12 protein-coding genes are annotated in these 12,101 nt (G+C 63.2%); 4 read left to right on the top strand and 8 right to left on the bottom strand.

The annotated features are described in order from the left end of the window. Positions 1 to 26: 26 nt before the first annotated feature. The gene (locus DYI42_RS01580) at positions 27 to 1,250 is read left to right on the top strand and encodes an argininosuccinate synthase (protein ID WP_213544158.1); all 1,224 of its coding nucleotides are present in this window, start codon (positions 27 to 29) and stop codon (positions 1,248 to 1,250) included. Then, entirely contained in the window at positions 1,250 to 1,711 is a 462-nt protein-coding gene (locus tag DYI42_RS01575) for a GNAT family N-acetyltransferase (RefSeq protein ID WP_213544157.1), read from the top strand. The genes DYI42_RS01580 and DYI42_RS01575 overlap by 1 nt, the downstream gene beginning before the upstream one ends. Here the strand turns inward: DYI42_RS01575 and DYI42_RS01570 are convergent. From DYI42_RS01570 to DYI42_RS01555, 4 genes are all read right to left on the bottom strand, one after another. Continuing rightward, positions 1,708 to 2,115: a hypothetical protein gene (locus DYI42_RS01570; protein ID WP_213544156.1), complete on the bottom strand. Its 408-nt coding sequence runs from the start codon at positions 2,113 to 2,115 to the stop codon at positions 1,708 to 1,710. The two genes, DYI42_RS01575 and DYI42_RS01570, sit on opposite strands and share 4 nt — an antisense overlap. 94 nt (positions 2,116 to 2,209) lie before the next feature. After that, positions 2,210 to 2,623 (bottom strand): DUF7282 domain-containing protein, encoded by a 414-nt coding sequence (locus DYI42_RS01565; protein WP_213544155.1) that lies wholly within the window; start codon positions 2,621 to 2,623, stop codon positions 2,210 to 2,212. 105 nt (positions 2,624 to 2,728) lie between these two features. Continuing rightward, positions 2,729 to 3,430, bottom strand: a complete 702-nt coding sequence (locus tag DYI42_RS01560) for an HAD family hydrolase (protein WP_213544154.1) — start codon at positions 3,428 to 3,430, stop codon at positions 2,729 to 2,731. 4 nt (positions 3,431 to 3,434) lie between these two features. Next, on the bottom strand, positions 3,435 to 3,701 hold the full coding sequence (locus tag DYI42_RS01555) for a hypothetical protein (RefSeq protein ID WP_213544153.1): 267 nt from the start codon (positions 3,699 to 3,701) through the stop codon (positions 3,435 to 3,437). 183 nt (positions 3,702 to 3,884) lie between these two features. On the opposite strand from DYI42_RS01555, the gene msrA reads away from it, so the two are divergent. Then, positions 3,885 to 4,550, top strand: coding sequence for a peptide-methionine (S)-S-oxide reductase MsrA (gene msrA / locus DYI42_RS01550; protein ID WP_213544152.1), 666 nt, complete (start codon positions 3,885 to 3,887; stop codon positions 4,548 to 4,550). Positions 4,551 to 4,557: 7 nt separating this feature from the next. Here the strand turns inward: msrA and DYI42_RS01545 are convergent, their stop codons facing one another. Together DYI42_RS01545 and DYI42_RS01540 are read right to left on the bottom strand one after the other, a co-directional pair. Next, positions 4,558 to 5,427 (bottom strand): ribokinase, encoded by an 870-nt coding sequence (locus tag DYI42_RS01545; RefSeq protein ID WP_213544151.1) that lies wholly within the window; start codon positions 5,425 to 5,427, stop codon positions 4,558 to 4,560. Between the two features lie 12 nt (positions 5,428 to 5,439). After that, the gene (locus DYI42_RS01540) at positions 5,440 to 7,695 is read right to left on the bottom strand and encodes an NADP-dependent malic enzyme (protein WP_213544150.1); all 2,256 of its coding nucleotides are present in this window, start codon (positions 7,693 to 7,695) and stop codon (positions 5,440 to 5,442) included. A gap of 139 nt (positions 7,696 to 7,834) precedes the next feature. Between DYI42_RS01540 and mutS the strand changes: the two genes are divergently transcribed. Next, the gene (gene mutS, locus DYI42_RS01535; protein ID WP_213544213.1) at positions 7,835 to 10,450 is read left to right on the top strand and encodes a DNA mismatch repair protein MutS; all 2,616 of its coding nucleotides are present in this window, start codon (positions 7,835 to 7,837) and stop codon (positions 10,448 to 10,450) included. A 19-nt stretch (positions 10,451 to 10,469) separates the two neighbouring features. Here the strand turns inward: mutS and grpE are convergent, their stop codons facing one another. Both grpE and hrcA read right to left on the bottom strand, forming a co-directional pair. Beyond that, positions 10,470 to 11,021, bottom strand: coding sequence for a nucleotide exchange factor GrpE (gene grpE, locus DYI42_RS01530; protein WP_213544149.1), 552 nt, complete (start codon positions 11,019 to 11,021; stop codon positions 10,470 to 10,472). A gap of 3 nt (positions 11,022 to 11,024) precedes the next feature. Beyond that, positions 11,025 to 12,092, bottom strand: a complete 1,068-nt coding sequence (gene hrcA, locus DYI42_RS01525; RefSeq protein ID WP_213544148.1) for a heat-inducible transcriptional repressor HrcA — start codon at positions 12,090 to 12,092, stop codon at positions 11,025 to 11,027. Between the last annotated feature and the right edge of the window lie 9 nt (positions 12,093 to 12,101).

Here is a 12,101-nt window from a genome sequence, read left to right as displayed (position 1 = left end):
ACGCAAGACGACGGAGCGCCCGGCACATGACCGCCCCCAAGAAAGTTGTCCTCGCCTATAGCGGCGGGCTTGATACCTCGATCATCCTCAAATGGCTTCAGGTGGAATACGGCTGCGAGGTTGTCACCTTCACAGCCGACCTTGGCCAGGGTGAAGAGCTGGACCCCGCGCGCAAGAAGGCCGAGCTGCTGGGGATCAAGCCGGAGAACATCTTCATCGAAGATGTGCGCGAAGAGTTCGTGCGCGATTTCGTCTTCCCGATGTTCCGGGCCAATGCGGTTTATGAGGGCGTCTACCTGCTGGGCACGTCGATTGCCCGCCCCTTGATCTCCAAACGGCTGGTCGAGATTGCCGCCGAAACGGGTGCGGACGCCGTGGCCCATGGGGCGACCGGCAAAGGCAATGATCAGGTGCGCTTTGAGCTGAGCGCCTATGCGCTGAACCCCGAGATCAAGGTGATCGCCCCGTGGCGGGAATGGGACCTGAGCAGCCGGACCAAGCTGATCGAATTTGCCGAGCAGCACCAGATTCCGATTGCCAAGGACAAGCGCGGTGAGGCGCCCTTCAGCGTTGATGCAAACCTCCTGCACACCTCTTCAGAGGGCAAGGTGCTGGAAGATCCGGCCGAAATGGCACCAGATTACGTGTATCAGCGGACGGTTCACCCCGAAGATGCCCCCGACAAGCCCGAGTTCGTGGAAATCGGCTTTGAAAAAGGCGACGCGGTGAGCGTGAACGGCGAGGCGATGAGCCCGGCGACCGTGCTGACCAAGCTGAACGAGCTGGGCGGCAAGCACGGCTGCGGGCGGCTGGACCTGGTGGAAGGCCGCTTCGTCGGCATGAAGTCGCGCGGGATCTACGAAACGCCGGGTGGCACGCTGCTGCTGGAAGCTCACCGCGGGATCGAGAGCATCACGCTCGACCGGGGCGCGATGCACCTGAAAGACGAGCTGATGCCGCGCTATGCAGAGCTTATCTACAACGGCTTCTGGTTCAGCCCCGAGCGCGAGATGCTGCAAGCCGCCATCGACCACAGCCAGGAGCATGTGACCGGGACGGTGACGCTGAAGCTCTACAAGGGTTCGGCGAAGTGCGTGGCGCGCAAGTCTGACCACACGCTCTATTCCGAGGCCCATGTGACCTTCGAAGAGGATGCGGGCGCTTACGACCAGAAGGACGCGCAGGGCTTCATCCACCTCAACGCGCTGCGGCTCAAGCTGATCGCCGCGCGTAACAAGCGGATCGGCTAATGGTGAGCTTGCGGCTGGTGGAGCGGGATGACGTGAACCCGCTGATCCGGCTCGTGGTGGCCCCGGAACAGGATCACCTCGTTTCCAACAACGCGATCAGCCTCGCGCAAGCCGCCTATACGCCCGGTGCCTACCCGTTTGCGATACTGGACGGCGACCGCCACGTGGGCTTGGCCCTCATGCTCGACTGGCGCGAGGCTGACCGCCTCGAAGAAGGCGACGACCCGGAAGGGGTGTTCTTGTGGCGCCTTCTGATCGGCGCCGAGGAGCAGGGCAAGGGATACGGCGCCGCGGCGCTGGGCTGGCTTGTGGACTGGGCCCGGGACCGCGGGGCCAAGCGGTTTGTGCTCAGCCACATGCACGAAAACCCGGCGGCCGCTTTCTACCAGAAGCTGGGGTTCGAACTGACGGGGCGGGAACGCTACGACGGGGAAGACCTGGAACGCGCGCTGGTGCTTTAATAGCTCCACCACCTGCGCGGGCGGGTGTGGTTGCGGATCTTGGTGATGGTGCCCACGTCCGGGCGAACCCATAGGGTGATTTCATCGCCCACACGCAGGTCGTGCAGCACGTCCGACATCGCGTACCCCGCCATCTCCTCGCCCATCGTATCGAGCCAGATGCAGCCAAAGCGCGTGGGGACGGCCGCACCGACAGCCCCCTGATATCGCTTGGCACTCTCTTTCCAAGCCTTCGGAAGGCTGCGCTTGTCGATCCGGTTGACCTTGCCGCAAAGCCTTTCGCACCCCGGTTTGACCCAGAACCCAATGATGAGGAAGGCAAGCACGAGCCGAGCCCATGGTGCCCAGGGCTTGTAGGGCGCGCGGGGCTTGAAGCCCTCGGGCGAGAATTCTTTGTCGGTCATGTGGCTCCCTGCCTTTCGGCGAAGGTAGCGCGAGCCGATAGTGTGGAAAAGATGCGGGCGGCGGCCCGGAGAAGCCGCCGCCCTGCTGCTCGACTTATTGAGCGGTGATGGTCGTCATCACCAGGTTTCCATCGGGCTTGATCGGGCCATCTTCCTTGGCCCCGAGGGTGTATTCGAAGATGCCGGTCTTCATGCCGCCCGCTTCGGAGTGCACCATCAGCATGAGCATGTCGCCGGGCTTCACCTCTTCGGTGAGGATCGCGGCCACGTCCATGTTTTCGCCCATCCGCAGCGGCGCGTGGCCCACGACGGGGCCGGGCTTCATTTCGGCGTCGGTGCGGTGCACGACGAGCCAGCCGTTTTCGCCCGCGACGACCTTGGAGGCAGACACCACGCCATTTTCGACGGTCTGATCGGTGGCCTCAACCATCGGCGCCATCCCATGGCTCGCGGCGAAGGCCGCCGTGCCGGTGAGAACGAGTGCAGTGCTGAGTACGAGGTTTTTCATGTTTCTCCCTTTCGGAACGTGTGAAGTGACCAGCGCCTTTTGCGCCAGCCTTGGGAGATGTCACGGAAGTCGGGGCCGGAGAGTTTCAGATCGAACCCAGAAATCTCAAGAAATTTTCCGGGCAGCCAAATCTTCGTAGAACGGCATGGCGCTGCGGGCGAGTTCTGCCATGTCACCATCGAGTTCAGGCATTGGCCCCTCGGCACCGGCAAACCCGGTGGACCGGTGAATGGCGGCATACCAATGGGGCGCCCAAGTGCCGTCGAAAGGCTTGGGGCCGGCTGGCCAGGCGAGCATGCCAGGCGTAAAGGCCAGTCCTATCTCGGCACATAGCGTTTGAAGCATCGCTTCAGGATTGGCTCGGATATCGGTTGCATCGATGACCGGGCCGGGAAATCGGGCGAAGAGCTCTGCGTGTTGGGCATAGCCGATATCGGCGAGCGTCGGATGCTCACGCTTTGCAGCATAGCTCGCAACAACGCGGGCCGGGTGGCGGATGAGATGAACGTTGACGCAGCCATCTGCCCAATCCAGTGGCATGCCGTCGATCATGTGGAGCGCCATGTGCTTCTGGTAGAAGTGGGCCTTGCCCTCGGGGTTGGGACCGGCACATCTGGCCGCGACTTCCGCGGGGTTAGTGACGTTTTCAGCGAGGATCGCGGCCTTCATCGGGTGATCGATTCCCGTGGCCGAAAGGTAGGCTGCGTAGAAGGGTTCGTCCCATGCGGCGCAGTCGCCACGGGCGGCGAACGCATACATCATCGCCGTCGAGAGGTTTCGCGGTCCGGACCACATCGCGATTTTCATGGCGTCATTCTGTGATGATTGCGATTTCCGGGCAACCGGGCGCGAGCGCATCGGTGTGAAAAATATCGTCAAGGCCCGGTTCCACGGTTGTGACGGTGCTGCCGTCGAAGAGTGTGAGGAGAACGTTACGCTGATGGTCCTGATAGGCGTATTCCACCTTGCAGGCCTTGAAGAGGGCGCGGGCCTCCTCCCAGCTGACCTCGCCAGTCTGTGGTGATTGCGGCTCTGTCATGCAGGCGGAGAGGAGAAGAAGGGGCAACAAGCGTTTCATGCAGCGGGCTCCGTGACGCGCGGCGCAGGCGAGGTTGGGTTTGAGCTTGCTGTGCGCGTTCATACCGCCACGCTAGGCAGGCTGCGCGATATTTCCAAGGATAAAGACGGTGTGAGGTCACGCCCCGGTGATTGGACCGTCGGCCTGCCGGACGTGAGGGATCAGGCAACAGGAGGATGAATCATGTTGATGAAATTACGACGCGGCCGGCCCATGCTGCTTTCGCTGATGATTGCCCTGGGCATCGCTATCAACTGCGCCCCCGCCAAGGCGGCTGCCACTGAGACCGCTGTTCTGGCGGGCGGCTGCTTCTGGTGCGTGGAGGCTGACTTTGAAAAGCTGAAGGGCGTCGAAGAGGTGGTTTCGGGCTTTACCGGCGGGAGCGTGGCCAACCCGACCTACAAGCAGGTGGTGCGTGGGGGCACCGGCCACTTTGAGGCCGTGCAGGTGCGCTACGACCCGGATGTGATCACATATGAGCAGATCCTTCATGCCTTCCTCCGCAGCGTGGAACCGACGGATGCAGGGGGCCAGTTTTGCGACCGCGGAAACAGCTACAGGACGGCGATTTTCGTTTCAGGCTCGGACGAGCGGGCGAAAGCGGAGGCTGCCGTGGCTGCTGCGGAAAAAGCCCTCGGCAAGGACGTGGTAACGCCGGTTCTGAGCGCGGGGCCGTTCTATGCAGCCGAGGCCTACCACCAGGATTATTACAAGAAGGACGACATCATTCTGACGCGCTTTGGCCCGCGGTCCAAGGCGAAGGCCTACAAGCTTTACCGTGACAGCTGTGGCCGCGACGCACGGGTGCGTTCGCTGTGGGGCAGCGCTGCGCCGTTTGCCGGAGGTTGAATCGGCCTCAAAGGGTGGCCTCAACCTCGGCACGGTCGGGCATGGCTGGCGCGGCACCCGACCGGGTGACCTGAATTGCGGCAGCAGCAGTTGCGAGTTCCAGCGCGGGTTTGCGCTCCATGCCCTCGGACAATGCGGCGGCAATCGTGCCGATGAAGCAATCGCCCGCCCCGGTCGTGTCGACAGCCTCGACCGTGCGCGCGGGCACGTGGGTGACACTGCCATCGGACTGATCGCGCCAAAGCGCGCCGTCGGCTCCGAGTGTGACCAGAACATGGGGCACCGGAATTTCGGCCAGCGGCATCTGGTTGCGGCGCTCCAGCTCTTCACATTCAACGCGGTTCATCACCAGCAAGTCGACGTAGGGCAGCATCGCGCTGACGGCATCCGGCTCGAAGGGCGCGGCGGAGTAGATGACGAAAAGGTCTCTGTTCCGGCCCGATTTGGCGACATCTTCGGTGAGCGGTGTTTCGTTTTGCAGCAGCAACACGTCTCCGGATGAGGCCTCGCCCAGCGCGGCTTCGATCGCCTCGAGTGATTGTTCGGCATTGGCGCCATGCTGAATGACGATGGAGTTTTCACCCAGTGGGTCGACATATATCACCGCATGCCCGGTTTCGGCCTCGACACGGCGGATATGGGACACATCGACGCCGTAACCTTCGAGCTGCGCGACGGACCAGCCATCTTCCTGACCGACGGCACCGATATGGACAGTCTTCGCACCAGCCCTGGCCGCCGCCACAGACTGGTTGGCCCCCTTGCCACCTAGCCCCACCGAGTAGCGGGTGGCAGCCAGGGTTTCTCCCGGGGCGGGCATATGCGGCACCTCGTGGATGAGGTCACGGTTGATGGAGCCGAAGTTGTAAACGGTCACGGAACCCCCAAGTTATCCGATCTTGGCTGCGGCCAGTACGGCCATGTTGAGAATGTCGCTCGCGGTAGAGGTTGTCGAGCAGATCTGGATGGACTTGTCGATGCCGGTGAGGATCGGGCCGATCACGGTGGCGCCTGCCATCTCTTGCATCAGCTTCGTGGAGATGGAGGCAGAGTGGCGGGCGGGCACCACAAGCACGTTGGCCGGGCCGGTGAGGCGGCAGAAAGGATAGGTCGCCATCTGTTCGCGGTTCATCGCGACGTCCACAGTCATTTCGCCGTCATACTCGAAGTCCACGCCGCGCCGATCAAGGACCTGGGGTGCGATATGCATTTTCTCGGCCCGTTCGGAGACGGGATAGCCGAAAGTCGAGAAGGACAGGAAGGCCACGCGCGGCTCGATCCCGAGAGAGCGGGCCACGGCGGCGCCGCGCTCGGCAATTGTGGCGAGGTCTTCTTCATCCGGCCATTCGTGCACCAGGGTATCGCCGATCAGTACGATCCTGCCGCGGTGCAAGAGCGCGGTCACGGCCACGGCCCCGGATTCGGGGGTAACATCGAAGACATTGCCGACAAGTTGCAGGGTGTGCGCCGATTTGCGGGTGGCCCCTGTCACGAGCCCGTCGCCGTGGCCATGGGCAAGCATCAGCGCCCCGAAAACGTGGCGGTCACGGGCGGCAAGCCGGTGCACATCCTGCCGGTCGATCCCCTTGCGCTGGAGGCGGGTGTAGAGAAAATCCTTGTAGGCATCGAGGTGTTCGGTGTTGGCGGCGTTGACGACCTCAAGCTCGCGCACCGCATCCCCCAGCCCGGCACCTTCGAGGCGCTCGCGCACGTCATCCTCGCGGCCAACGACAAGCGCCTTGCCACAGCCCTGGCGCTGGTAGGCAACCGCGGCGCGCAGCACACGCACGTCATCGCCCTCAGCAAAGATCATCCGGGCCTGCGCGTTGCGGGCGCGGGCGTGGATGGAGCGGAGGATGGAGGCTGTTGGGTCCATCCGGGCTTTGAGCGCGGCTTCGTAGCCATCCATATCGACGATCGGGCGGCGGGCGACACCGGTATCCATCCCGGCGCGGGCGACGGCGGGCGGCACCACGTGAATCAGGCGCGGGTCGAAAGGCGTGGGAATGATGTAATCACGCCCGAAGGTGAGCTTGCGGCCATAGGCCATGGCAACCTCGTCGGGCACATCCTGCCGGGCCAGCTCTGCCAGTGCCTCGGCACAGGCGATCTTCATCTCGTCGTTGATGGCGCGGGCATGAATGTCGAGCGCACCACGGAAGAGGTAGGGAAAACCGAGGACGTTGTTGACCTGGTTCGGGTAGTCGGAGCGGCCCGTCGCCACGATGGCATCGGGGCGCACTTCGTGGGCTTCCTCGGGGGTGATCTCGGGGTCGGGGTTGGCCATGGCGAAGATGACTGGCTTGTCAGCCATGCTAATCACCATCTCCTGCGTCACCGCACCTTTGGCCGAGACGCCGAGAAACACATCTGCACCCTCCATTGCGTCCTTCAGCTCGCGCAGATCGGTCTTGACGGCATGGGCCGATTTCCACTGGTTCATGCCCTCGGTGCGACCCTGGTAGATGACGCCCTTGGTATCGCACATGATGCAGTTTTCGTGCCGCGCGCCCATGCTCTTGAGCAGTTCGAGGCAGGCGATCCCGGCGGCCCCGGCGCCGTTGAGCACAATGCGGACATCTTCGATTTTCTTGCCGGAGATGTGCAGCGCGTTGATCAGGCCGGCGGCACAGATGACGGCCGTGCCGTGCTGATCGTCGTGGAACACCGGAATGTCCATCAACTCCTTGAGTTGCTGCTCGATGATGAAGCACTCGGGGGCCTTGATATCTTCAAGGTTGATGCCGCCGAAGGAGGGGCCCATCAGCTTGACGGCGTTGATGAATTCCTGCGCGTCTTCGGTATCGAGCTCGAGGTCGATGGAGTCGACATCGGCGAAGCGCTTGAAGAGCACCGCCTTGCCTTCCATCACAGGCTTGGAGGCCAGAGCGCCGAGGTTGCCGAGGCCGAGGATGGCGGTGCCGTTGGAGATGACGGCGACGAGATTGCCCTTGGACGTGTAGTCATAGGCCGCAGCCGGATTCTCGGCGATGGCTTCGACAGGCACAGCGACACCGGGGGAATAGGCGAGCGAGAGATCTCGCTGCGTGGTCATCGGAACGGTGGCATTGATCTCGAGTTTGCCGGGGCTCGGCTCGAGGTGGAAGCTGAGCGCCTCTTCGGGCGTGATGCGGGATTTGGCCATGTCTCTCCTCCTTGGGCGCCAGCTCAATAGTCTGCCCGTGCCCGGGCGTCCACCGGGGCTTTTTCCTCCCGGGCGCGGGGGCTATGGTCCGCCAAACCGGCAGGCGGGGGCAAGGGTGAGTTCTGCAACAGTTACACCGATGATGGCGCAGTACCTGGAGATCAAGGCGGATCATCCGGGTGCCTTGCTGTTTTATCGGATGGGCGACTTCTACGAGATGTTCTTTGACGACGCCGTCGCCGCGGCGGAAGCGCTGGATATTGCGCTGACAAAGCGTGGCAAGCATGACGGCGATGACATTCCGATGTGCGGGGTGCCGGTGCATGCGGCAGAGAGCTATCTGCTGACCCTTATTCGCAAGGGCTTTCGCGTCGCCGTCTGCGAGCAGATGGAAAGCCCGGAAGAAGCCAAGAAGCGCGGCTACAAGGCGGTGGTCCGGCGCGAAGTGGTGCGGCTGGTCACGCCGGGCACCCTGACCGAAGAGAGCCTGCTGGAGCCACGCCGCCACAACTACCTTGCCGCCTATGCCGAAGTGCGGGGCGAGGGGGCGTTGGCCTGGGTCGACATTTCAACCGGTGCGTTTCGTGTGGTGCGGTGCGGGGCGGAGATGCTGGGCCCGCAGCTGGCCCGGCTGATGCCGCGCGAAGTGCTCCTGAGCGAGCGGGCGGAAGCGTTTCAGGCAGAAACAGTCACTGATCTGGGCGGGTCGGCCACGCATGCCTCTGCCGAGAGCTTTGATAGCGAAGGCGGCAAGGCAAGGCTGTGTGAGGCCTTGGGCGTTAAGACGCTGGATGCTTTTGGCACCTTCGGGCGGGCCGAAATTTCTGCCATGGGCGCGATTGTGGCCTATCTCGAATTGACCCAGAAGGGCCGGCTGCCGCTGTTGCGCCCGCCGGTGGCAGAAGACGTTGGCGGCGTGATGCAGATTGATGCCGCAACCCGCCGCAATCTGGAGCTGACACGCAGCCTGAGCGGCGGGCGAGAGGGCAGCCTGATTGCCGCGATCGACCGGACGCTGACTGCCGGGGGTGGTCGGCTTCTGGAGCGAAGACTCTCTTCCCCTTCACGGAAACTGAGCGAGGTGCAGCGGCGCCTCGACACCGTGGAGTGGGCGCTGGGTGGCGCGCGCCGCGAGAGGTTGCGCGACGCGCTGCGCCGGGTGCCCGACATGGACAGGGCGCTTTCGCGGCTGGCGCTGGACCGGGGTGGTCCGCGAGATCTCGCTGCAATCCGGAACGGGCTGGCGCAGGCCGAAGTGCTCGCCGAGGCGTTGAGCGGAGAGGTGCCCGGTTTGGTGGCCGAGGCAGCGGAAGCGATGCGTGGCCACGGAGAGCTGGCCGACCTGCTCGATTTGGCGCTGGTTGCCGAGCCGCCGTTGCTGGTGCGCGACGGAGGCTTCATTGCCACTGGCTACGACGCCGAACTGGACGAGGCTCGGACGTTGAGGGATGAAGGCCGCGGGGTGATTGCGCGGATGCAGGCGGACTTCATCGAGCAAACGGGCATCAACGCGTTGAAGATCAAGCACAACAACGTGCTTGGATACTTCATTGAAACCACGGCGACACATGCCGACAAGATGATGAAGCCGCCACTTTCGGACACATTCATCCATCGGCAAACCACGGCAAATGCCATCCGCTTCACGACGGTGGAGTTGAGCGAATTGGAAACGCGGATTCTGAATGCCGCGGGCCGGTCGCTCGAGATCGAGAAACGGCTCTATTCCACCTTGAGAGAGGCTGTCTTGGAGGCTTCGGCTGGCGTTGGCGCGGCGGCCAGGGCCCTGGCGGAGCTTGATCTTGCCTGCGCACTTGCCGATCTGGCCAGTGGAGAAGGCTGGGTGCGACCGGTGGTGGATGAAGGGCGCGCCTTTGAGGTAGAGGCGGGGCGGCACCCGGTGGTTGAAGCGGCTCTGCGGCGCGAGGGCGGGCAAGCCTTTGTGGCGAATGACTGCGGACTCTCCGACGGGGGCGATGGGGCGCATATCTGGCTCCTCACCGGCCCGAACATGGCGGGTAAATCAACCTTTCTGCGGCAAAACGCGCTGATCGCGCTTCTGGCACAGGCGGGCAGCTTCGTTCCGGCGCGGCGCGCCCATGTCGGGCTCGTCTCCAGCCTGTTTTCCCGCGTTGGCGCTGCGGATGACCTCGCCCGGGGCCGCTCGACCTTCATGGTGGAAATGGTCGAAACCGCCGCGATCCTGAATCAGGCGGACGACCGCAGCCTCGTCATTCTCGATGAAATCGGGCGTGGCACGGCAACCTATGACGGGCTTTCGATTGCCTGGGCGGTGATGGAACACCTGCATGATGTGAACCGCGCCCGAGCCCTTTTCGCCACCCATTACCACGAGATGACCGCCCTTTCCGCCAAGCTGGATGGCGCTGAGAATGCGACCGTGGCTGTGAAGGAGTGGGATGGCGATGTGATCTTTCTCCACGAGGTTCGGATGGGGGCCGCCGAAGCGAGCTATGGCGTACAGGTCGCCAAGCTCGCCGGCCTGCCGGAGGCCGTGGTGGCTCGTGCGCGCATGGTGTTGGAGCAGTTGGAGAAAGGGGAGCGTGAGGGTGGCGACAAGGTGCAGCTGATTGACGATTTACCCCTGTTCGCCGCCATGCCAAAGCAGGCGCCGCCACCCCCGAAGCAAGAGGCGGATGCGCTGAAGGAAAAACTCGCCGGGGTATTGCCCGACGAGCTGACGCCGCGAGAGGCGCTTGAACTCATGTACGAGTTGAAACGGCTGGCCGATTAGACTGGGCTTCTCTCCCGTTTCAGCCGGGATTGCTGGACACGCCCACCTGGGCTGGACGCAGCAGGCGATCATAGAGCATGAAACCCTCGGCGGCGACCTGGATGATGTCACCCTGCTTGGTTTCGGGCAGCGGTGCTTCGAACATGGCCTGATGGTGCTGCGGATCGAACTTGTCGCCCACCTCGGGCGAGATCCTGGTGATGCCGTGCTTTTCGAAGATGTTCAGAAGCTCACGCATCGTTAGCTCCACGCCTTCGATCAGCGCCGACATGCCCTCGCCCTTACCTTCTGAACCGCCCGCGGCTTCGAGCGCGCGCTTGAGGTTGTCGTAGACGGGCAGCATGTCGCGCGCCAGCTTGGAGCCACCGTAGTGCTCGGCTTCCTTTCGGTCGCGCTCGCCGCGCTTGCGGGCGTTCTCGGCATCCGCGAGGGCGCGCATGAAGCGATCGCGCATCTCGTCGCGCTCGGCGCGAAGGATTTCGACCTCGTCCATCTCGCCCGCATCTTCACCCTCTTCGGAGAGCGCATCAATGTCGATGAGCTCTTCCGGTTCCTGCTTGGGATCAGCCATGTTCTACCCTTTGCCTCGATCCGCGATCAGCTTTCCGACAAGCTGCGCGGTATAATCCACGATTGGAACGATCCGGCCGTAGTTGAGCCGCGTGGGCCCGATGACCCCTACGGCGCCGATGATCTTCCGGTCGGCATTCATATATGGAGAAACGACCAAAGATGAACCGGAAAGTGAAAAAAGCTTGTTCTCCGAGCCGATAAAAATGCGCACACCCTCACCCTCATCGGTGAGTTCGAGGAATTCGGCGATGTCACGCTTGCGCTCGAGGTCGTCGAACAGGGTTCTTATGCGGTCGAGCTCTTCCGGCTCGGAATCAGCCAGCAAGTTGGCACGCCCGCGCACGACGAGGCGCTCATGCTGTTCTCCCTGGGCCTCCCATATGGCCGTTCCCTCAGCCACGAGCTCAGCGGCGAGCGCATCAATCTCCTGGCGCCGCTTGCCGATTTCACGTTCGATCAGCCCGCGCATCTCCGAAAGGGAATGGCCTTCGGCGAATGAGTTGAGAAAGTTGGCGGCCTCGCGGAGTGAAGAGGGGGTTTGCCCGGGCGGTGGCGTGAACACCCTGTTTTCAACGTGACCGTCAGAGAACACCAGCACCACCAGCGCACGATCCGGCCCGAGCTGAACGAACTCGATGTGCTTGATGTCCGCCTCATGCTTCGGGGCGAGGACAAGGCTTGCAACCTGTGTGGTGCCGGACAGCGCGGAGCCGACACGCGAAAGAAGAGTGGAAACGTCTGAGGCGTTGGAGCCCAGCGTTGCGTCGATCTTCTCGCGGTCGTCGGCGCCAAGATCACGCACCTCCAGGAGCCCGTCGACGAACATGCGCAGGCCCTGCTGGGTTGGAACGCGCCCGGCAGACACATGTGGGCTGTTGAGCAAGCCGAGATACTCGAGATCCTGCATCACATTGCGGATCGTGGCGGCTGAGACCTTCTCTTCGAGAATCCGGGTGAGCGTGCGGGAGCCCACAGGCTCGCCCGTGGCGAGATAGCTCTCGACCACGCGACGGAAGACCTCGCGGGACCGGTCGTTCATCTCTTCAAGCAGTTTCGCGGCGTCGTTCATGGGGATTAG

This window comes from Vannielia litorea (genome assembly GCF_018424695.1).
GTDB lineage: Bacteria > Pseudomonadota > Alphaproteobacteria > Rhodobacterales > Rhodobacteraceae > Vannielia > Vannielia litorea_A.
Note: the sequence above shows the minus strand (reverse complement) of the source record. Positions and strands in the feature narration are given on the sequence as shown.

What these genes read in the sequence shown, in the direction of transcription:
- DYI42_RS01580 (WP_213544158.1), top strand. Translation starts at nt 27, where the DNA reads ATGACCGCCCCCAAGAAAGTTGTCCTCGCCTATAGCGGCGGGCTTGAT.
- DYI42_RS01575 (WP_213544157.1), top strand. Translation starts at nt 1,250, where the DNA reads ATGGTGAGCTTGCGGCTGGTGGAGCGGGATGACGTGAACCCGCTGATC.
- DYI42_RS01570 (WP_213544156.1), bottom strand. Translation starts at nt 2,115, where the DNA reads ATGACCGACAAAGAATTCTCGCCCGAGGGCTTCAAGCCCCGCGCGCCC.
- DYI42_RS01565 (WP_213544155.1), bottom strand. Translation starts at nt 2,623, where the DNA reads ATGAAAAACCTCGTACTCAGCACTGCACTCGTTCTCACCGGCACGGCG.
- DYI42_RS01560 (WP_213544154.1), bottom strand. Translation starts at nt 3,430, where the DNA reads ATGAAAATCGCGATGTGGTCCGGACCGCGAAACCTCTCGACGGCGATG.
- DYI42_RS01555 (WP_213544153.1), bottom strand. Translation starts at nt 3,701, where the DNA reads ATGAAACGCTTGTTGCCCCTTCTTCTCCTCTCCGCCTGCATGACAGAG.
- msrA (WP_213544152.1), top strand. Translation starts at nt 3,885, where the DNA reads ATGTTGATGAAATTACGACGCGGCCGGCCCATGCTGCTTTCGCTGATG.
- DYI42_RS01540 (WP_213544150.1), bottom strand. Translation starts at nt 7,695, where the DNA reads ATGGCCAAATCCCGCATCACGCCCGAAGAGGCGCTCAGCTTCCACCTC.
- mutS (WP_213544213.1), top strand. Translation starts at nt 7,835, where the DNA reads ATGATGGCGCAGTACCTGGAGATCAAGGCGGATCATCCGGGTGCCTTG.
- grpE (WP_213544149.1), bottom strand. Translation starts at nt 11,021, where the DNA reads ATGGCTGATCCCAAGCAGGAACCGGAAGAGCTCATCGACATTGATGCG.
- hrcA (WP_213544148.1), bottom strand. Translation starts at nt 12,092, where the DNA reads ATGAACGACGCCGCGAAACTGCTTGAAGAGATGAACGACCGGTCCCGC.